The following is a 20,601-nucleotide window of genomic DNA, read 5'->3' as shown; positions in this document are numbered from 1 at the left end:
CCTGCTGGAGGACGCGACCCGGGAGCCCTGCGACACCGGGCTCTTAACCATGGCCGGGCGAAAACGTCGGGGAAACCTGGTAACAAGGAGCACATGTTTGAAGCCCCCGACGAGACCATGTTGCGCGAGGAGGCCGAGGAGCGGCTGCGGGCGCTCGCCGGCGACCACGCCTCGCTGCGCGAAGACCAGTGGTCGGCCATCCGTGCGCTGGTCGTCGAGCGCAGCCGGGTCCTGGTCGTGCAACGCACCGGCTGGGGCAAGTCCGCCGTCTACTTCATCGCCACCGGGCTGCTGCGCGACCTGGGCGAGGGGCCGACGGTCATCGTTTCGCCGCTGTTGGCGCTCATGCGCAACCAGATCGCCGCCGCCGAGCGCGCCGGCATCCGCGCCGTCACCATCAACTCCGCCAATCCCGAGGAGTGGGGGCGCGTCTACGAGCAGGTCGCCGAGGGCCTCGTCGACGTCCTGCTGGTCAGCCCCGAGCGGCTCAACAACCCCGACTTCCGCGACAACGTCCTGCCCGAGCTGGCCGAGAGCGCCGGGCTGGTCGTGGTCGACGAGGCCCACTGCATCTCCGACTGGGGCCACGACTTCCGCCCCGACTACCGGCGCCTGGCCCAGCTGTTCGAGGAGCTGCCGCCCGGCATCCCGGTGCTGGCCACCACCGCCACCGCCAACGCCCGCGTCACCCGCGACGTGGCCGAGCAGATGGGTCCCGAGACCCTCGTGCTGCGCGGCCCCCTGGAGCGCGACAGCCTCCACCTGTCCGTCACCCGGCTCGCCGGCGCCGAACAACGCCTGGCCTGGCTCGCCCAGACGCTCAACGAGCTCGAAGGCTCCGGCATCGTCTACACCCTGACGGTCAGCGCCGCCCAGGAGATCGCCGCCTACCTGCGCGAACAGGGCCACGAGGTGCGCGCCTACTCCGGCCAGACCGAGCCGGCCGAACGGCTGGAGGCCGAGGAGGCCCTGCTCGCCAACAAGATCAAGGCGCTGGTCGCCACCAGCGCGCTCGGCATGGGCTTCGACAAGCCCGACCTGGGCTTCGTCATCCACATGGGCGCCCCGCAGTCGCCCGTCGCCTACTACCAGCAGGTCGGCCGCGCCGGCCGAGGCGTCGAGCGTGCCGAGGTCATCCTGCTGCCCGGCAGCGAGGACAAGGAGATCTGGCAGTATTTCTCCTCCCTCGCCTTCCCTCCCGAGTCCCAGGTGCGCGCCACCCTGGCGGCCCTGGCCGAAAGCGGCGGCGTGCTGTCCACCGCGGCCCTCGAAACACGCGTCGACCTCAGCCGCAACCGCATGGAGATGATGCTCAAGGTCCTCGACGTCGACGGCGCCGTCCGCCGCGTCAAGGGCGGCTGGGAGGCCACCGGCGAGGAGTGGAGCTACGACTCCGAGCGCTACGCCCGCGTCGCCGCCGCCCGCGCCGCCGAGCAGGAGGCCATGCTCGGCTACCTGACCACCACCGACTGCCGGGAGGAGTACCTCCGCAGGCTCCTCGACGACGAGGCCGCCCGGCCGTGCGGCCGCTGCGACAACTGCACCGGCGCCCACCGCTCCACCGAGGTCCAGGCGGCCGTGCTCGACCAGGCCCGCGAGCGGCTCACCCGGCCGGGCGTCGACATCGACGCCCGCCGCCAGTGGCCCACGGGGCTCTCCGACCTGTCGGGCCGCATCAAGCCCGAGCTCGGCGCCGAGCCGGGGCGCGCCCTCGGGCGCCTCACCGACATCGGCTGGGGCAACCGGCTGCGCGAACTGTTCGCCGCCCCCGACGCGCCCATCACCGACGAGCTCTTCAAGGGTGTCGTCCAGGTGCTGGCCTCGTGGGGCTGGGAGTCACGGCCGGTCGCCGTCGTCTCGATGCCCTCCACGTCCCGCCCCCAGCTGATCGCCAGCCTGGCCGAGCGGTTGTCGCAGGTGGGCAGGCTCGACTACCTGGGGGCGCTCGGCTATCGGGCGGGGTCGCCGGGGAGCCAGTTCAACAGCGCCAAGCGGGTGCAGGCGATCAGGGGCACCCTGGCGATGCCGCGCGAGCTCGGGGAGAGGATCGCCGACTGCGGCGGGCCGGTGCTGCTGGTCGACGACCGGGTCGACACGGGATGGACGATGACCCTCGGCGCGGCCCTCGTCCGCCACGCGGGCGCTCCGGCCGTGCTGCCGCTGGCCCTGGCGACGACCACCTGACCCGTGGCGCACGACACCTATCCGGCGACCCCCATGTTCAGCAGGTCGTAGAGCTGAAGATGGGGATTGACGTGCACGTTCGTCGCCTTGACCCCCCGCAGCAGGACCGCCCGCCGCCACCCCGTGGGCAGGATGAGCGCCTCCTCCATCACCACCCGGTCCACCTCACCCCACAACTGCGCCCGCCTCCCCTGATCGAGCTCCCGGTTGGCCTGGTCGATCAGGGAGTCGACCTCGGCCGAGTCCACGTTGAGGTTGAAACCGCTCGCCACCCTCCCGTCCACCAGCGGCGCCAGGAACGCCTCGGCGTCGGCGTAGTCGGGCACCCAGGGCCTCGACACCAGGCCGATCCGGTCCGAGGTGAGCGCGTCGGGCTTGCCCGAATACTTGGCGTAGAAGTCGGCCGTGCTCACCTGCTTCACCGTGATCTCGATGCCGAAGGGGGAGAGCGACTGCTCGACGACCTCGGCCGCGGCCAGCTCCGCCGGGCGGTCGGAGCGGGCCAGGAGGGTCAGCGGGAAGCCGCTGGACTTGTCGCAGGCGGACAGGTGGGCGCGGGTCTTGGCCTGGTCCGGCGCGCCCGTCGGGTACAGGCCGTGCTCGCGGTGGCCGGCGACGACCGGAGGCAGCAGCGTCGCCGCGGGGTCGGCGTCGCCGTAGGCACGCAGGAGCATGGTCCTGTCGACGGCGGTGAAGATCGCCTTGCGGCAGTCCGGATCGTCGAGCGGCTTGATCCGAGGGTTGAGGTAGAGCGCGTTCAGCAGGGTGGTCGCGCTCTCGTCGCTGCGGGCACGCAGGTCGGACGACGAGGTGATCCTCCCGGTCTCGGCCGGGGACGGCCCGTACTCCAGGTCGCCCCCCTCCAGCTTGGGCTGCGCATCGGCGCCCGGCTCCAGGAAGCCGACCTCGTAGCGGTCGGGCAGCGCCTTGCGCACGGGGTCGGTGGCCGGGTCCCAGTGAGGGTTGCGGACCAGCGTCAGGGCGGTGTCCGTGACCTCGCCTGAGAACATGTAAGGACCCGACGAGACGACCTGGTCGCGATACCGGGCGCCCCGGTCGGCCGACTTCGGGACCGGGACGGTCACCGGCAGGGTCATGACCTTGTCGAAGCCGGAGAAGGGCGCCTTGAGCTTGAAGACGATGGTGCGGTCGTCGGGCGTCAGGACGGCGCGGTCGCCGTCGGCGCCGGACTTGGCCGGGCCCGAGTAGTCGCCGGGCAGGTCGAGCAGGAACTGCAGGGTCGACGGGCCGCTCTGCAGGACCTCGCGGTCCATGCTGCGGAGCACGGCGTACTTCACGTCGGCGGCGGTGATGGGGGTGCCGTCCTGGAACTTCAGGCCCTGGCGGATCTTGTAGGTCCAGGTCTTCGCGTCGTCGCCCGGCGTGCCCAGCGACTCGGCCAGGTCGGGGACGACCTCGGTGCCGCGCACGCCCGGTTCGGGGCGGAACATGGTCAGCGAGCGGCCGTAGAGGCGGACCAGGTTCCAGACGTGGGAGTCGTAGGTGTTGCCCGGATCCAGGGAGTCGGGCTTGGGGAAGGCGGCGCGCAGGGTGCCGCCCCTGGCGGTCGACGGGTTGACGATCGCGGTGAAGGCGGAGGCCTTGCCGGTGGTCGCCGGGGTGGGGGTCGAGGCGCCCGCCGACGTCGTGGCCGGGTCCTGGCCGCCTCCCGCGAGCAGCTGGCGCTCGATGCCGGGCCAGAGCCAGACGGCGACCCCGATGACCGCCGCGAGGATGACGGCCCCGGCGGCGGCCACGGCCGCGCGCACGCCGTTGCCCGCGGGCCGGGTGACGGGGGTGTGAGGAGCGGGCGCCGGGTACCGGCCCATGCCGGGGGTGGGCGCCGCAGGGTGCGGCCCGCCGGGGCCGATCGGCGATGGGCCGGAGGAAGGCGAGCCGGGGTTCGGAAGCGACGGCGCTGAGGGAGGCGCGCTGTGGCCGAGGGGGGACGGGGCCGGAGGAGGTGGCGGGCCTGCGGTGAACGCGGCCGGTGGCGGGCCTGCGCGGAGCAGTTCCTGCACGAGCTGCTCCGCCGTGGGCCGCATCCCCGGATCCTTGTGAAGCGCCGCCCGCAGCAGCCCGGCGAGCTCCCCGGGCACCCCGCCCAGGTCCGGCTCGTAGGCGAGGATGCGGTGCATCACCACCGGCAACGCCCCGGTCCCGAAGGCGGGCCGCCCGGTGGCGGCGAAGACGATCGTGCCCGCCCACGCGAAGACGTCGCCCGGCGGCCCGCTCTCCCCGTGGAACTGCTCGGGCGACATGTACGCGGGCGTGCCGATCACGCTGGAGGTGAGCGAGTGGCTGACGTCGAGCGCGCGGGCGATGCCGAAGTCGATGACCCTCGGGCCCTCCGCCGCCAGCAGCACGTTCGACGGCTTGAAGTCGCGGTGCACGACCCCGGCCCGGTGGATGGCGACGAGCGCCTGGGCGGTGGTCACGGCCAGCCTCATGAGCGCCGTGCCGGTCAGGGGGCCGTGGGCCTGCAGCGAGGGCCCGTCGACGAACTCGCTGACGATGTACGGCCGCTGCTGCCAGTCGCCGATCTCGAGCACGCGTGCCGTACAGAACTCGCCCACCCGCCGCGTGGCCTCGGCCTCGCGGCGGAAGCGGCGCAGCGCCTGGGGGTCGTCCGCGAAGCGGGCGTGCAGGATCTTGATGGCGACCCGCTGCCCGCTGGAGGCGACTCCGGCGTACACGCTGCCCTGACCACCCTCGCCGAGAAAGCCGGTCAGAGGGTAGTCGTTGACCGCGACGGGGTCGCCGCTGCGTAAGGGACGCACCTACAGGCGCGGACGGGCGCCGAGGTGACTGATGGCCTTGGACGCCAAGTGGCAGCCGGCCGCCAGCGACTCGGCCGGAGGCTTGCCCTCCAGCCACAGCGGCAGCATGCCCGCCACGAAGGCGTCACCGGCTCCGGTGCCGTCGACCACGCGCTCGACCGGCTCGGCCGGCACCCGCACGGGCTCCGGGCGGCCGTTGGTGAACCAGAGCGCGCCTTCCTTGTTGAGCTTGATGACGACCTGCGGGAACCAGGCGGTGAGCACCTTGGCGGCCGCGGCGGGATCGTCGCGGCCGGTGAGCACCTTGGCCTGGTCGGCGTTGGCGAACAGCAGCTTGGCGCCGTTGGTCCACTCCAGGAACGGCTCGGCGCCGGTGCGCTCCAGCGGAGCGGTCGAGGCGCAGTCGACCGAGATCGACATGCCGGTGCGGCGGGCCATCTCGAGCGCCGTCAGCCCGGCTTCGCGCGAACCTTCGTTCATCAGCGTGTAGCCGGACAGGTGAAGGTGCGAGCCCTGGGAGAACAGGTCGCGCGGCAGGTCCTCCGGCGACAGGGCGGCGTTGGCGCCCGGGTCGGAGAGCTGGGTGCGCTCGCCCTTGTGGGTGACCAGCACGACACAGGTGCCGGTCGGGCGTTCGGGATCCATGACGAGCCGGGCGTCGACGCCGTAGCCCATGAGTTCCATGTCACGATTTCGCCCAGTGATGTCGGCGCCGCGGCGGCCGATGAAGGCCACCTCGGAGCCTTCGACCGCCAGCCACGAGGCGATGTTGGCCCCGGAGCCGCCACCGTGCATCGTGACCGTCGCCGGCGTGTCACTGGCTCGGGCAAGCGCATACCGGGCGCGCGCGACCGCGTCGGTCATGAGATCGCCCACCACGACGACCCGCGTCATGATGCCACCACCTTGGTTCAAGAACGAGCCTGGCCAGGGAAAAACTAACAGCTTCCGGCCTGCTCGTGGGCTGGAGAACCAGTTCGGCGATGGAGTCGATGCACAAGCGTTGCCCACCGGCGCCCCTGGTGAGGCTCGGAAGTACGCTCGGGACTGTGGAGACGCAATATCCGGCCCATTGGGAGGCCGACGTCGTACTGGCCGACGGCGGCACGGCTCACGTGCGGCCGATCCGCCCGCACGACGCCGACCTGCTCAGGTCCTTCTACTCCCGGCTGTCGGACGAGTCGATCTACTTCAGGTTCTTCGGCCCGCGCCCCAAGCTCACCGACCGCGAGGTGACCTGGTTCACCAACGTCGACTACACCGACCGGGTCGCGCTGATCGCCACCATCGGTGAGGAGATGGTGGCGGTCATCCGCTACGACCGCATCGAGGCGGGAGAGGCCGAGGTGGCCTTCCTCGTCGAGGACGCCCACCAGGGCCGCGGCGTGGCGAGCGTCCTGCTGGAGCACCTGGCGGCCACCGCCCGCGACAACGACATCGAACGGTTCGTCGCCGACGTCCTGCCGGCGAACATGAAGATGATGGCGGTGCTGCGCCAGGCGGGGTACACCGCGCAGAGCCGCTTCGCCGACGGCGTGGTCCGCATGATCCTCGACCTGACGCCGACCGAGACCTCCACCGAGGTGACCACGGCGCGCGAGCACCGGGCCGAGGCCCGCTCGATCGCGCGGCTGCTGACGCCCGGCAGCGTCGCGGTGATCGGCGCCTCCCGCGAGCCCGGCGGCGTCGGCCAGGCCGTGCTGCGCAACCTGCTGGGCGCTGACTTCACCGGACCCGTCTACCCGGTCCACCGCGAGGTGCGGGCGGTGGCGGGCGTGCGGGCCTATCCGAGCATCACCGCGATCGAGGACCAGGTGGACCTGGCCGTCGTCGCGGTTCCCGCCGACAGCGTGATCGACGTCGTCAAGGAGTGCGCGGAGAAGGGGGTGCACGGCCTGGTCGTCGTCTCCTCGGGATTCGGCGAGACCGGCACCGCGGGCAAGGAACGCCAGGACGAGCTGGCCTCCCTGGCCAGGGCGTACGGCCTGCGCGTGGTGGGGCCCAACTGCCTGGGCATCGCCAACACCGACCCCGCCGTACGGCTGAACGCCACGCTCGCGGCCACCGTGCCGGGCCGGGGGAGGGTGGGCTTCTTCAGCCAGTCGGGCGCCCTGGGCACCGCCCTGCTGCAGCGGGTGGCGCAGCGCGGCATGGGCATCTCCAGCTTCGTGAGCGCCGGCAACCGCGCCGACGTCTCCGGCAACGACCTGCTGCAGTACTGGGAGGAGGACCCGGCCACCGAGGTGATCCTGCTCTACCTCGAGTCGCTGGGCAATCCGCGCAAGTTCACCCGCCTGGCCAGGCGCATCTCCAAGCGCAAGCCGATCGTGGTGGTCAAGAGCCTGGGCATGCCGACCGCGCACTCCGCCACCGAGCTGGGCCTGCCCGACTCGGCCGTCAGCTCGCTGTTCGAGCAGGCGGGGGTGATCAGGGTCGACGACCTCATCCAGCTCTTCGACGTCGGCCAGTTGCTCGCCCACCAGCCGCTGCCGAAGGGGCCCAGGGTGGGGCTCGTGACCAACTCCGACGCGCTGGGGCTGCTCGCGGTCGACGCGTGCGCGGGCGCGGGGCTGGAGCCGCGCGACCCGGTCAACCTGGGCGCGGCGGCGGGCGCGGAGGAGTTCGGTACGGCACTGGCGGGCGTGCTGCCCGAGGTCGACGCGGCGGTGGTGATCTACATGCCGCCGCTTCCCGGCGCCTCCGACGAGGTGGCCGCCGCGCTGGCGGAGGTGGCGGCGGGCTCGGGCAAGCCGGTGATGGCGACCTTCGAGGGCCATCTGGGGATGCGCGAGAAGCTGGCGCCGATCCCGTCCTACGCGGCGCCCGAGGAGGCGGTGCGGGCGCTGGCCAGGGCGGTGGGGTACGCGGCGTGGCGCGAGCGGCCTGCCGAGATCCCGCCGGAGCTGGAGGGCACCGACGCCGAACGTGCCCGCGCCCTCGTCGAATCGGCCCTCACCACCCACGACACGAGCACCGCCCCTGAGGCTTCCTCACCCGACGCCGCCTCACCCGACGCCGCTGCGCTCGATGGCGGGGCCGGGGCCGGCGCGGTGGTCGAGCTCGACGCCGCCGAGTTGCTCGCCTGCTACGGCCTGACCGTGTGGCCCGCCGAGCTGGTCGGATCCGCCGAGGAGGCCGCGTTCGAGGGCGAGCGCCTGGGCTGGCCCGTCGTGCTCAAGGTCGCCGACCCCGGCGCCTCGCGCATGGCGGGCACCGTACGGCTGGGCCTGGCGGGAGCCGAGAGCGTACGGCACGCCTACACCGACCTGGTCGCCCGCTTCGGCGCCGAGGTGCCGCTGGCCGTCCAGAAGATGGCTCCCCAGCCCGCCGTCCCCACGGTCGTGAGCGTGGTGGAGGACCCGGCCTTCGGCCCGGTGCTCTCCTTCGGCCTCGGCGAGGTGACCGCGCGGCTGCTGGCCGACGAGGGGTTCCGCCTGGCGCCCCTGACCAGGAGGGACGCGGCCGAGCTTGTCCGCTCGGTGCGCGCCGCCCCGCTGCTGTTCGGACAGTACGGCTACCCGCCCGTCGCGGTGGACGCGCTGGAGGACCTGCTGGTGCGGGTGGGCAGGCTCGCCCACGACCTGCCGGAGATCGCCCGCCTGGACCTGGACCAGGTGCTGGTGGGGGAGTCGGAGGTGATCGTGCTGGGCGCCCGCGCGGTGCTCCGTACACCCGAGGGCCCCCGGCTCGACGGCGGCCCGCGCCGTCTGCTGTGAGCACAAAGCGAAAAGGAGCTTTCCTGCACGTGGACCAAGGGGAGGAATGGGGTCGAGCCCGGCGACGAACAGCCCCGCGAACTGCGGTAACACGACTTATGTGGTGATATGTCAGGATTTTAGGTCGGCAGTGTGAGCCAGCGCCCTCTCCCTGGCAGGATGGACCCATGAGGGAAACCCGAGTCTCAGCCGCGGGCCTGCGTGAAGCGATCGAGCGCAGCGGCTACTACCCCGACCTCGTCACCGATGCGGTCGAGTCCGCGCTGGGCAAGGAGGCCGTGACCGCCTTCGTCGTCCACCACGAAGCCACCTTCGACCCGGCCATGGAAGTGCGCAGGCACGTCACCGTGCTGGTCCTGACCGCCGGGCGGCTGCTGGTGTGCCACACCGACGAGCATCCCGCCGTCGAGGGCGTCTCCGCCTCCCACGCCTCCACGACGACCGAGGCCGTGCGGCTCAGCCGCATCCAGTCCGTCGCCGTCACGCGTGTGGTGCCCGACCCTGCCTCCTACGCTCCCGGCGTCGCGCCGACGGAGGTGACCCTGACCATCGGCTGGGGCGCCATCGCGCACGTCGACCTCGAGCCCGCCACCTGCGGCGACGAGAACTGCGAGGCCGACCACGGCTACACCGGGGCGATCACCGCCGACGACCTGTCGCTGCGGGTGAGCGAGGCCGCCGACGGTCCCGAGGCCGTGCAGCACGTCCTGGCCTTCGCCAAGTCGCTCTCCGAGGCCACCGCCCGCGCGGCCACCTGACGCCTGCCGTACCCCCTGCTCGTGACCCCGGAGGTTCCATGAGCGACCCCGTGCTGCCCGCCGCGGGCGATTCGTCCGCACACACCCCGGCGACGTCCGGAGCCGGCGCCTCGGCCGCGCAGGCTCCGGTGCTGCCCGGTTACGGCGGTTCGGCGTTGTCCGACCTGCCGGGTTCGCTGCTGGCCGCGCTCGGCCTGCCAGGGCCCAACTCCCTCGGCCTGGAGCCCGCCGACCGGGTGTGCCTGTTCGTCGTCGACGGCCTGGGCGCCGACCTGCTGCTGGCCCATGCCGGCCGCGCGCCCTTCCTGGCCGGTACGGCACGGCGCACGCTGAGCGCGGGTTTCCCCGCGACGACGGTGACCAGCCTGTGCTCCCTCGGCACCGGCCTGTCCCCGGGCGAGCACGGCATGGTCGGCATGGTCCTGGCCGTTCCCGGCGCGGGCCACCTGTTCAACTGCCTGCGCTGGACCCTGCCCGGCGGCATGCGCATGGACCCGATGCAGTGGCAGCCCGCCCCGACCGTCTACCAGCGGGCCGTCGCCGCCGGAGTGCCCGCCTCCTACGTCGGTCCCGCCCAGTTCGAGGGCAGTGGCCTGACCGACGCGGTCTACCGCGGAGCCCGCTACCTGCCCGCCGACACGGTCGACGAGCGCGTCGCCGCGGTCGCCGCCGCCCTGGCCGAGCCGCGCGCCCACGTCACCGTCTACTACGGCGACCTCGACTCCACCGGCCACCTGTGCGGCTGGGGGAGTCCGGAATGGCTCGACCAGCTGGCGATCGTCGACCGCATGGCCGAGCGCCTGGCCGAGGCGCTGCCGCCCGGTTCGGCCCTGTACATCACCGCCGACCACGGCATGGTCAACGCCACCGAGAAGATCGACGCCGAGACCGACCCGGTGCTGACGCCGGGCGTGGCCATGGTGGGCGGCGACGCCCGTGCCCGCCACGTCTACACCGCGCTGGGTGCGGCCGAGGAGGTGCTGGCCGCCTGGCGGGCGCGTCTCGACGGCCTGGCCTGGGTGGTCTCCAGGCAGGAGGCCGTCGACTCCGGGTGGTTCGGCCCCCGCGTGCGTTCCTCGTGGCTGGGCCGCATCGGCGACGTGATCGCCGTGCCGTACGCCGATGTGGCCGTGATCGCCTCGCGCAGTGGCAAGCTGGAGGCGATCTTCACCGGTTACCACGGCTCCATGACCGCCTTGGAGCAGAACGTCCCGCTTCTGGAAGTGAGTACGAGATGAACGCCCTGATCACCGCGGACGAGCTGGCCGCACTCGAGCACGTCACCCTGCTCGACGTGCGTTCGCGGCTGGGCGGCCCGCCCGGCGTGCAGTTCTACCGCGAAGGGCACCTGCCGGGAGCACGCTACTGCGACCTGGAGCAGGATCTGTCGTCGGCCGCCGGTCCGGCCGGACGCCACCCGCTGCCCGACACGGCGGCCTTCCAGGAGAGCATGCGGCGCCTGGGCGTGAGCCGGGGCAGGCCTGTGGTCGCCTACGACGACGCGGGCTCCACGATCGCCGCGCGCATCTGGTGGACGCTGCGCTACTTCGGCTTCGACGACGTCCGGGTGCTCGACGGCGGCCTGCAGGCGTGGGCCGACAGCGGGCGGCCGGTCACCAAGGAGGAGCCGGGCCCCGCCGAGCCGGGCGACTTCGTGGCCTCGCCCGGCCACCTGCCGATCCTCGACGCCGACGAGGCGGCGGCGCTGGCACGGCGCGGCGTGCTCCTCGACGCCCGCGCGGGCGAACGATACCGGGGCGAGGTCGAGCCGATCGACCCGCGCGCGGGCCACGTGCCCGGCGCGGTCAGCGCTCCCACCACCGAGAACCTCACCCCGCGAGGCACGTTCCTGCCCGCCGCCGAGCTGCGCGCCCGCTTCGAGGCGCTGGGCGTGGCCGACGGGGTGGAGACGGGCGCCTACTGCGGCTCCGGCGTGACCGCCGCGCACGAACTGCTCGCCCTGCACCTGGCCGGGCTGCCCGGCGCCCTCTACGTCGGCTCGTGGTCCAACTGGTCGGCCGACCCCGGCCGCCCGGTCGAGACCGGCTGATCGCCCGCGCCGAAGCAGACGAACCCCCGGGCCCCGGTCGCGGCCACCGCCGCCGTCAGGGCCCGCTCGGGCGGGTCGCCATCGGCGAGCAGGCGGTGGAAGAGGCCCATCAGCGCGGCCGTTTCGGCGTCGGGCACCGGCACCAGCCCGGCCACCACACACGTCGTCCCTCTGGCCAGGAACATCCCGGCGAGGCCGAGCGGCGCGCCCTCCGCGGGCACGTGCGCCATGCCCGACTCGCACGCCGACAACACCACCAGGCTCGGCGGGCGCCGCACGCGCAGCAGGTCGTAGGCCATCAGCGGGCCGTCGTCCAGAAGCAGGCTCGACAGCAGCGGGCTGCGCGCCTGGAAGGTGCCGTGCGCGGCCAGGTGCAGCACGTCGGCCCGGTCCAGGGCCGCGAGCAGGTTCGCTCCGCGCGCCGGCACCCGTTCGGCCCGTGCGTGGCAGGCCAGGATGGCCTTCACCTCCGCCTCCGCGTGCTCCAGGCCGGGCCCCGCCGCGGCGACCACCAACGGCGTGCCCCCGGCCGGGCCCGTGTCCCGTGCGGCCGTGCCCCAGGCGCGGGCGCTGGGTGTGACGCTGACCGGCCGTCCCCTCAGGTACGGCAGAGCGGCCCACGGCACGTTGTGCAGCGGGCCGGAGGGCACCACCACGAGCGGACGATCGCCGAGCGCTTCGGCGAGAGGCAGCAGGATGAGGCTCTCCAGCTCCGACGGATCCAGCCCCGCCCCGGCGTCCTGGAGGTGGGCGCGGCGCAGGGAGTATCGCAGCCGGGTGACGGCCTCTGCCGCCTGCCGTACGCCGCCCAGGTGGTGAAGTGCGGCACCTCGGCCGGTGACGGTCACGGCCAGCAGGTCGTCGCCGTCGACCACGTACTCGACCAGCGCCCTGCCCTCCAGCCGCGCGCGAAGCCGCTCCAGGGGCAGCAGGTGCGGGCGCCCGGAGGTGACCACGGAGCGCCAGCGTTCCGCCCAGCCGTACACCTGCTCCGCGCAGCCCCGCAGCACGGCCAGGCGCAGCCCGAACGCGGCCAGCCGCTCGCCGGCCCGCGCGGTGTTGACCCGGACCGAGGGGTCCTGGAACTGTACGGCACGCTCGCCCGCGCTGGTCAGGCCGTCGATGACCGCCTGGTGGGCCAGGGCGTGGTCGCCGTCGATGAGCGCGTCCAGAGCGAGAGCATGATGATGGACGACGACGGGATCGCCGGGGCGCGGCCGGTGCGCGGTCAGGCGGGCCAGCTGGCGGCTCACGGTCGAGTCGTCGCCCGCCTCCAGAGCCGTCTCCACCGCCAGCAGCCGCAGCGACTGGGCGCAGGCGGTCACGGAGGCCTCGCGCTCGCAGGCGTCGGCGGCCTCGATCATCTCGGCGACCATGGCCGCGCCCGCCTCGCCTCCGGCCAGGCGGGCGCGTAACCGGATCTCGGCGATCACCGGCGCCCACCCCGCGCGGTCCTGCTCCGACAGGTCGGCCGCGGCACGTTCCGCCGCCTCCAGCGCCTGCGCGTGGTCGCCCATCAGCAGGTGCACCCTGGCCAGCTTCAGCCGGGCCTCGGCCAGGGCGGCCCTGGCGCCCGCCGCCTCCAGCTCCGGCACCGCCAGGGTGAGCACCTGGGCGGCCTCGCCGGGCAGGTGGGAGGCGAGCAGGGCGTCGGCGAAGTCGGTGCGCATCGTGGCAAGGCGCTCGGTGAAGCCGAACAGGGTGTCTTCCGACTGCTGGTAGTGGGCGAAGGCGCCGGCGATGTCGCCCTGCCGTACGGCCAGGAAGGGCAGGTTCGCGGCGGCCAGGCGGACCAGGTGGTCGAGCCCGGCGTTTCTCGCCATGTCCAGACATGTCATGACGTCGTGCATCGCGCCCGCCCACTCGGCGCGGTAGGCCCTGATCAGGCCCCTGTTCAGCAGGCCTCCCGCCAGGAAACGCAGGTCGTCGACGCTGCCCTGGGTGACGGCCAGGACCTCGATCGCCCGCTCGCAGGCCGCGCCCGCCTCGTGGAAACGGCCCAGCCTGGCCAGGGCGACCGCGCGCTGGGTCTCCAGCTTGGCCCGGTCGACGGGGCCGAGGTAGGCGTAGGCCTGGGCGGCGATGCGCAGGGCCTGCAGGGGGTGGCCGCGCTCGGTGCGGACCGTGACGAGAGAGAGCCTGGCCTGGGCGACCCTGCCCCGTGGGGCGCCGGGGGTGGCGATGGCGCGGCGCAGACAGTGCTCGGCCATGGGCAGATCGCCCAGCTCACGAGCGGCCAGGGCCATCGCCCTCAACGCCACCGCCGCCGCCTCGGCCGCGACGTCACCGTGGTCGGCCGTCGCGTCCCGCTGGAGGGTCGCCCGCTTCCGCGCGATGCCGGGTGGTGTGTTCCGGGCATCGGTGCCGTCGGGTGCGTCGTTGGGAGGGGTCCACGGGGGTGCGGGGGAGAAGCCCGCAGGGAGCTGGCCCGGACGCGGGCGGGCGAACACGTTGTGCCGCGGCGTTCCGGCCAGGTGCTCGGCAGCCGCCAGGACCTTGCGCCCGGCGGCCAGCGCCCGGCCGGGGTTGACCGCGCATTGCAGCACCGCCTCCTCTGCGGCGCCGACCAGGGACTCAGGCGGACCGGCGTCGTCGACCGTCCACCCGTCCTCGACCAGCCAGCTGTCCTCCACCGCCTCGGCGCCCTCGTCGGCGCGGGCCTGCTCCGCGAGCGCAACCGCGGCAGCGTGGGCCTCGTCGTCGGTGACCGCGTCGGCCTCGCCCCCGGCGACAGGCCCTCGACCTCCGAGCACCTTCCGGCCACCCCCGTGGGCCCGGCCGTCTCCTCCGGAGCCCCCGGAGGGGAGCCGGGCGGGGCGAGGCCCGCCCGGCTCGTGGCCGCCTAGGACCTGATCCTCAGCCATCGCGTGACAATCGGACGGCACCCGGGCCGATGACAGACGAGGCTGAACCACCCGGGCGGCAGCCCGGTGGCGGCGAACTGGCCGGTGCGCCCCACCTCGCGGCGCACGATCAGCTGGAGGGTGCGGATGTCGATGAAGGAGCCCTCCCCAGGACACGGCGTGACCTGGCCGGCCAGGTCGATGAGACCGTCGCCGACGGTGACCTCCACGTCGAAGGCCAGTTCGGCGGTGGCGAAGCGGACCAGGCGAGGTCCGCCGGAGCTGTCGCGGACGCCGCTGGTGGCGACGCATTCGACGGGCGAGGCGGTGATCGCGCCGGACATCCTCAGCGAGTAAGCCTCACGTGCCGCGGCCGAGACGTGAGGGGGGATCGGGTCCAGTCCTGACCCTAGCCGGAGGGCGGCCAGCAGGTATTCGTCGTTGATCATTGCACCATTTCCTCGAGAGAGATCAGGGTGCGCAGTTTCCTGAGGCACCGGCCCCGGGTTGGGCCGATGCTGCCGAGCGGCATGCCCATGCGCACGGCGACCTGCTGGTAGCCCACCTCGGACGAGATGAGGACCAGCAACGTGCGGCATGGCTCGGGCAGCCTGGTGACCAGCTGCCAGAGCAGACGAACCGAATCGGCCTCGAGGAAAGCCGATTCCGGGTCGGATTCGAATGGCGGGTGGAGGGCGGGGACCGCGACGGGTTCCCGCCTGATGATCTGGAGAGCCTCACGCCTGGCTGTCGTGGCCAGCCATGCACCCAGGGCCTGTGGCTCCCTGATGTGCTCGAGGTTCTCCAGGAGTCGGAGCCAGGCGCCTTGAACCGCGTCAGCGGCGTCACTGTCGCCCAGTCCGCATGAGCGCGCGGCAGCCCACATGCGCGGCCCGTACAGGGCCGTGAGCTCGCACCACGCGGAATCCTCGCCATCCGCCGCGGCTTTGAGCAGCAGGGCCGCATCGCTCATGTTGCCTCCTCGTGGTTGGACGAGGACTGAGCGTAAACTCTACAGCCGTGCCGTGACGAGAGCGCCCAGATCGGGAATTTGCCGGTCGCCGAGCACGGCCGCGGCCGCTTCACGGACGGGCGCGTCGGCCGCGCCCGCGGCGATCGCGCCGCTGACCAGGGCGGCGGCGAAGGAGGTGCCGCTCCAGGTGGCGTATCCGGAGAAGTCACCGGTCGACAGGAAGCTGGAGGCGAGCCACTCGCCGCGGGCCCACGCGTCGACCCAGGGCCCGTGTCCGGAGAAGGCTGCGCGGCGCTGTTCCGCGGCGTCGAGCGCGCCGACGCCGATCACGCCGGGCAGCGCGGCGGGCCAGAACGGCCGGTCGGAGGCGGTGTTGCCGGCGCAGGCGACGACGACGGTGTCCGGCAGCGCGCCCACGGCGTCGGCGAGCAGCGGAGAGGGCTGGTCGTCGAAGGTGTGGCCGCCCAGGGAGAGGTTGACCACCTGCGGAGCCCGTTCGCCGCGCAGCCGGTGGAGGGCGCGCAGCAGGCGCGCCTCGTCGCCGCTGCCGTCCCCGTCGAGCACGCGGATCACCTGCAGCCCTGCTTCGGGCGCGCGGCGCAGCAGCAGCCCGGCGATGAAGGTGCCGTGGCCGGCCTGCTCGCCTTCGACGGCGTCGGCGGCGGCCTCGCCCAGCGAGCCGTACCAGCGGCTCTTGGCCCACCACGGGTGGGCGGCCACGCCGGTGTCGAGCAGGGCGACGCGCACGCCGGAGCGTTCCCTGCCCAGCGACGCCCTGATCTCCCCGGTGGGGAAGGGGCGGGAGGCGGGGCCGCCGAAGAAGAGCGGCTGGCCGGTCAGGACGTGGTTGGGTGAGGCGCGGTAGCCCTGGTCGCGCAGTTCCTGCGTCAGCTCGCAGGGGTCGACCCCGGGGCTCAGGCGCACGACGCAGACGCCGTCGGCCTCGGCGATGGCCTGGGTCCATCGGGAGACCGCGGATACGGCACTGCGATCGAGAAGAATCTGGCCTGACCGGATCAGGGCCGAGCCCACAGCTTGCACGTCCATGGAGCTGTATCTTTCCGCCACAGGCGTCGTGTCACGTGCCACATCCGCAACAACTCGGTATGGCCCCCCTCTGGTGCGCGATAGCGACCGACGGTAGTCTCTCCCTAGTCACTTGTGATCATCCCAGGACGAGGCCGTTGGGGAAGGCGCACCTCGTACCGAAACGGGAGGTCCGGTGTCTGCTCGTGGCGTGCTGTACGTCCACTCGGCTCAGCCCGCGCTGTGCCCTCATATCGAATGGGCGGTCGCGGGTGTTCTCGGCGTGCCTGTTGATCTGACTTGGACTCCCCAGCCTGCCGCGCCCAACGTGGTGCGTGCGCAGGCCGAATGGGAGGGACGGCCCGGCATCGCCGCCGCCATCGCCTCCTCCCTCATGGGGTGGCAGCGCATCCGCTTCGAGGTGACCGAGGACGCCTCTCCCGGCGTCGACGGCTCCCGCTACGCCTACACACCGACTCTCGGCGCCTTCCACGCCGTCGTGGGCGCCACCGGCGACTTCCTGATCCCGGAGGACCGGCTGCGCACGGCCATGATGATGGCCGCGCAGGGCCGCTGCGTCCTGGAGGAGGAGCTCGACAAGCTGCTGGGCCGCGCCTGGGACGAGGAACTGGAGCCGTTCCGCTACGCGGGCGACGGCGCCCCGGTGCGCTGGCTGCACGCCGCCGTGTAGCTCCGGCGTATCGCCCGCCGTACCGCATGGCCGTACGGCATGCGCCCGTATGGCATGCGACGGGCGGCATGCGACGGGCGGGACCGACCATCCCCTGACATGACGAAAGCCCCGCTCCCGGAGAATCCGGGGCGGGGCTCTGCCGTAAGGGCGTCAGGCGTTCTGGAAGACGAGCGACACGTTGTGCCCGCCGAACCCGAACGAGTTGTTGATCGCCGCGAGGTCGCCCCCGGGCAGCGCCCGGTTCTCGCCGTAGACGAGGTCGACGTCGATGCCGTCGTCGGGCGTGCGGAGGTTCAGTGTCGCGGGCACGATGCGGTCGCGCAGCGCCAGGACGGTGAAGACCGACTCGATGCCGCCCGCTCCGCCGAGCAGGTGGCCGGTCATCGACTTGGTCGAGGTGACGAGCGGGTGCGAGCCCATGGCCTTGTTCACCGACTGCACCTCGATCACGTCGCCGGCCGGGGTGGAGGTGCCGTGCGCGTTGACGTGCTTGATGTCGGCCCCGGTCAGACCGGCGTCGCTGATCGCATGGGTCATGGCCATGGTGATGCCACGGCCGTCGGGCTCGGGCTGGGTGATGTGGTGGGCGTCGGCGGAGTAGCCGACGCCGGAGACGTAGGCGTAGACGCGCGCGCCGCGGGCGCGAGCGTGCTCCTCCGACTCCAGCACGATGATGCCCGCGCCCTCGCCGAGGACGAAGCCGTCGCGGTCGGGCTGCCACGGGCGGGAGGCGCCCTGCGGGTCGTCGTTGCGGGTGGACATCGCCCGCGAGGCGGCGAAGGCCGCCATGTTGAGCGGGTGGATGGCCGCCTCGGTGCCTCCGGCCACGACCACGTCGGCGCGGCCCAGGCGGATCATGTCCATGGCGTAGCCGATGGCCTCGGCGCCCGAGGCGCAGGCCGAGACGGTGGCGTGCACGCCCGCCATGGCGTTGAGCTCGATGCCGATCCAGGCCGCGGGGCCGTTGGGCATGAGCATCGGCACGGTGAAGGGCGACAGGCGGTTCCAGCCCCGCTCCTTGAACGTGTCGTAGGCGGCCAGGGTGGTGCCGATGCCGCCGATGCCGCTGGAGACCACGACACCCATGCGCTCGGGCGCGACCTCGGGCGCACCCGCGTCGGCCCAGGCCTCGCGGGCGGCCACCAGGGCGAACTGCTCGCTGCGGTCGAGGCGGCGGGCCTCGGGGCGGGGCAGCACCTCGGCCGGGTCGACGGCGGCGAGGCCCGCGAACTTCACGGGGACGCTGTCGACCCAGTCGTCGGTGATGGTCTCGACCCCGGACCGACCGGCGAGGAGCGCCGACCAGGTCGAGGTCACGTCTCCACCCACAGGCGTCGTCGCGCCCAGCCCGGTGACGACGACTCGTGCCCGGTTCGCACTCACGTGTAACGCTCCTTGCTGATCAGGTGACGGGGATCGGTCAGGCGTTGATGAAGTTGATGACGTCCTTGACCGTCTTCAGGTTCTTCAGCTGGTCGTCGGGGATCTCGACGCCGAACTCGTCCTGCGCGGCCACGGCGATCTCGACCATGGACAGGGAGTCGATGTCGAGGTCGTCCACGAAGCTCTTCTCCGGGGTGACCTCGTTGGCCGGAATCCCGGTGATCTCGTTGACGATCTTGCCGAGGCCCTCGAGGATCTCCTGCTCGCTGACTGCCATGTCGGTGTTTCTCCTTGTGATGGGTTTATTGAATACGGCGGAGCCGTACACGTCACGGAATCTCGATGACCTGACCCGCGTAGGTCAGGCCGGCTCCAAAGCCTAGGAGCAGCGCCAGACCGCCGGACTGCACCTCACCGCGCTCGATCATGCGAGAGAGCGCGAGCGGGACGGACGCGGCGGAGGTGTTGCCCGCCAGAACGATATCGCGGGCGATGACGGCGTTGTGGGCGCCCAGCTTGCGGGCGATCGCCTCGATGATGCGCAGGTTGGCCTGGTGCGGGACGAACGCGGCCAGTTCGCTCGGGTCGACCCCGGCTCGCTCGCACGCCTCGAGCGCCACCGGCGCGAGCGCGGTGGTGGCCCAGCGGAAGACCGTCTGACCCTCCTGGTGCAGGAAGGAGTTGCGGTCCTTGACGATGATGGCGTCGAACTTGTCGCCCGCGCTGCCCCACACGACCGGGCCGATGCCGGGCTCGTCGGCGGGGCCCACGACCGCGGCGCCCGCGCCGTCGGCGAAGATCACCGCGGTGGCGCGGTCGGTCCAGTCGGTCCACTGCGACAGCTTCTCTGCGCCGACGACCAGGACGTGCTTGGCCGAGCCTCCGCGGATGGCGGCGGAGGCGGTGGCCAGCGCGTAGCAGAAGCCCGCGCAGGCGGCGTTGACGTCGAACGCGCCCGGCGCCTCGATGCCCAGGCGGTGCGCGACGGTGGCCGCGACGTTCGGGATCATGGATTCGGGCGTGCAGGTGGCGACGATGACCAGGTCGATGTCGGAGGCGGCCAGGCCGCTGGCGGCCAGGGCCTTGCCTCCGGCCTGGGTGGCCATGTCGGCCAGCGACTCTTCGGGACCGGCGACGCGGCGCTCCTTGATGCCGACGCGCGACTGGATCCACTCGTCGTTGGTCTCCATGGTCTTGGCCAGGTCGTCGTTGGTGACGACGGTGGAAGGCTGGTAGCCGCCGAAGGCCAGGACCTTGGCTCCGGGCGCGACGTTCGGGATCCTCACTTGACCAGCTCCTTAGCCGCGTCCAGGTCGTCGGGGGTCTTCAGTGCCACCGTCTGGACCCCGCGCAGGCCACGCTTGGCCAGGCCGGTCAGGGTGCCTCCGGGCAGCAGCTCGATCATGCGGTCGACCCCGAGCGAGGCCATGGTCTCCATGCACAGGTCCCAGCGGACCGGGTTGCTGACCTGGTTGATCATGCGCTCGACGAACTCGGCGCCGCTCGCGACGGCCTGGCCGTCGCTGTTGGACAGCAGGGTGACGGCGGGGTCGCCGGGCTGGGTCTCGGCGGCGGCGGCGCGCAGGCGCTCGACCGCGGGCGCCATGTGGACGGTGTGGAAGGCCCCGGCGACCGACAGCGGGATGAGCCTGGCGCGGGTGGGCGGCTCCTCCTTCAGGGCGGCGAGCTGGTCGAGCGTGCCGCCGGCGACGATCTGGCCGGCGCCGTTGTTGTTGGCGGGGGTCAGTCCGTGCTTGTCGAGGGTCTCCAGCACGTCGGTGCCGCCGAGCACGGCGGTCATGCCGGTCTGGGTGACGGAGGCGGCCTCGGCCATGGCCCGGCCGCGCTCGCGCACCAGGGCCAGCGCCTGCTCGGGGGTGAGCACCCCGGCCAGGGCGGCGGCGGCGAACTCGCCGACGCTGTGCCCGGCCAGCACGTCAGGGGTGGCGCCGAGCGCCTGGGCGGCGGCGAGTGAGGCGGCCACGAGGAGCGGCTGCGCGACGGCGGTGTCGCGGATCTCGTCGGCGTCGGCGACGGTGCCGAAGTGGACAAGGTCGAGCTCGACGATCTCCGACCACGCGGAAAGCCGCTCCGTCACGCCCGGAAGTTCGAGCCACGGAGCGAGGAAGCCTGGAGTTTGGGCGCCCTGTCCGGGCGCGACGATGACGAGCACGAATTCCACGATGCCCTGTAG

General features: G+C 72.8%; 16 protein-coding genes. 6 read left to right on the top strand and 10 right to left on the bottom strand.

From position 1 onward, the window contains the following. Positions 1-93 precede the first annotated feature (93 nt). Positions 94-2,184 carry a RecQ family ATP-dependent DNA helicase gene (locus HNR30_RS40070; protein WP_246380127.1) on the top strand — a complete coding sequence of 697 codons (2,091 nt, stop codon included), beginning with the start codon at positions 94-96 and terminating at the stop codon, positions 2,182-2,184. A gap of 17 nt (positions 2,185-2,201) precedes the next feature. Here the strand turns inward: HNR30_RS40070 and HNR30_RS40065 are convergent, their stop codons facing one another. After that, a complete protein-coding gene (locus HNR30_RS40065) occupies positions 2,202-4,964 on the bottom strand; it encodes an ABC transporter substrate-binding protein (RefSeq protein WP_181615405.1) in 2,763 nt (920 codons plus the stop codon). Beyond that, positions 4,965-5,858: a carbohydrate kinase family protein gene (locus HNR30_RS40060; protein ID WP_181615404.1), complete on the bottom strand. Its 894-nt coding sequence runs from the start codon at positions 5,856-5,858 to the stop codon at positions 4,965-4,967. 98 nt (positions 5,859-5,956) lie between these two features. Between HNR30_RS40060 and HNR30_RS40055 the strand changes: the two genes are divergently transcribed. The 4 genes from HNR30_RS40055 to HNR30_RS40040 all read left to right on the top strand — a co-directional run bounded on the left by HNR30_RS40055 (position 5,957) and on the right by HNR30_RS40040 (position 11,488). After that, positions 5,957-8,680: a bifunctional acetate--CoA ligase family protein/GNAT family N-acetyltransferase gene (locus HNR30_RS40055; RefSeq protein WP_181615403.1), complete on the top strand. Its 2,724-nt coding sequence runs from the start codon at positions 5,957-5,959 to the stop codon at positions 8,678-8,680. Between the two features lie 167 nt (positions 8,681-8,847). Next, on the top strand, positions 8,848-9,438 hold the full coding sequence (locus tag HNR30_RS40050) for a DUF5998 family protein (RefSeq protein WP_181615402.1): 591 nt from the start codon (positions 8,848-8,850) through the stop codon (positions 9,436-9,438). 38 nt (positions 9,439-9,476) lie between these two features. Next, a complete protein-coding gene (locus HNR30_RS40045) occupies positions 9,477-10,676 on the top strand; it encodes an alkaline phosphatase family protein (RefSeq protein ID WP_181615401.1) in 1,200 nt (399 codons plus the stop codon). Then, on the top strand, positions 10,673-11,488 hold the full coding sequence (locus HNR30_RS40040) for a sulfurtransferase (RefSeq protein WP_181615400.1): 816 nt from the start codon (positions 10,673-10,675) through the stop codon (positions 11,486-11,488). Before HNR30_RS40045 ends, HNR30_RS40040 begins: the two co-directional genes overlap by 4 nt. Here the strand turns inward: HNR30_RS40040 and HNR30_RS50475 are convergent. The 4 genes from HNR30_RS50475 to HNR30_RS40020 form a co-directional block, all read right to left on the bottom strand. Then, complete coding sequence (locus tag HNR30_RS50475; RefSeq protein WP_181615399.1) at positions 11,428-14,241, bottom strand: CHAT domain-containing protein; 2,814 nt, start codon at positions 14,239-14,241, stop codon at positions 11,428-11,430. The two genes, HNR30_RS40040 and HNR30_RS50475, sit on opposite strands and share 61 nt — an antisense overlap. An 89-nt stretch (positions 14,242-14,330) precedes the next feature. Further along, positions 14,331-14,780: a hypothetical protein gene (locus HNR30_RS40030; RefSeq protein WP_181615398.1), complete on the bottom strand. Its 450-nt coding sequence runs from the start codon at positions 14,778-14,780 to the stop codon at positions 14,331-14,333. Continuing rightward, positions 14,777-15,304 (bottom strand): RNA polymerase sigma factor, encoded by a 528-nt coding sequence (locus tag HNR30_RS40025; protein WP_181615397.1) that lies wholly within the window; start codon positions 15,302-15,304, stop codon positions 14,777-14,779. The genes HNR30_RS40030 and HNR30_RS40025 overlap by 4 nt, the downstream gene beginning before the upstream one ends. 39 nt (positions 15,305-15,343) lie before the next feature. Continuing rightward, on the bottom strand, positions 15,344-16,351 hold the full coding sequence (locus tag HNR30_RS40020) for a S8 family peptidase (protein WP_181615396.1): 1,008 nt from the start codon (positions 16,349-16,351) through the stop codon (positions 15,344-15,346). A gap of 175 nt (positions 16,352-16,526) precedes the next feature. Here HNR30_RS40020 and HNR30_RS40015 point away from each other — a divergent pair, with 175 nt between their 5' ends. Further along, positions 16,527-17,021 (top strand): DUF3145 domain-containing protein, encoded by a 495-nt coding sequence (locus HNR30_RS40015; RefSeq protein WP_181615395.1) that lies wholly within the window; start codon positions 16,527-16,529, stop codon positions 17,019-17,021. A 153-nt stretch (positions 17,022-17,174) separates the two neighbouring features. On the opposite strand, the gene fabF is transcribed toward HNR30_RS40015, so the two are convergent. From fabF to HNR30_RS39995, 4 genes are read right to left on the bottom strand one after another with little or no spacing between them, the layout of a single operon-like run. After that, a complete protein-coding gene (gene fabF / locus HNR30_RS40010) occupies positions 17,175-18,407 on the bottom strand; it encodes a beta-ketoacyl-ACP synthase II (protein ID WP_181615394.1) in 1,233 nt (410 codons plus the stop codon). A 37-nt stretch (positions 18,408-18,444) separates the two neighbouring features. Then, positions 18,445-18,684: an acyl carrier protein gene (locus tag HNR30_RS40005; RefSeq protein ID WP_181615393.1), complete on the bottom strand. Its 240-nt coding sequence runs from the start codon at positions 18,682-18,684 to the stop codon at positions 18,445-18,447. A gap of 52 nt (positions 18,685-18,736) precedes the next feature. Then, entirely contained in the window at positions 18,737-19,693 is a 957-nt protein-coding gene (locus tag HNR30_RS40000; RefSeq protein ID WP_181615392.1) for a beta-ketoacyl-ACP synthase III, read from the bottom strand. Continuing rightward, entirely contained in the window at positions 19,690-20,580 is an 891-nt protein-coding gene (locus tag HNR30_RS39995; RefSeq protein WP_181615391.1) for an ACP S-malonyltransferase, read from the bottom strand. Before HNR30_RS39995 ends, HNR30_RS40000 begins: the two co-directional genes overlap by 4 nt. Between the last annotated feature and the right edge of the window lie 21 nt (positions 20,581-20,601).

Source organism: Nonomuraea soli (assembly GCF_013761175.1).
Lineage (GTDB): Bacteria > Actinomycetota > Actinomycetes > Streptosporangiales > Streptosporangiaceae > Nonomuraea > Nonomuraea soli.
This window is presented reverse-complemented; position numbering and strand designations above follow the sequence as displayed.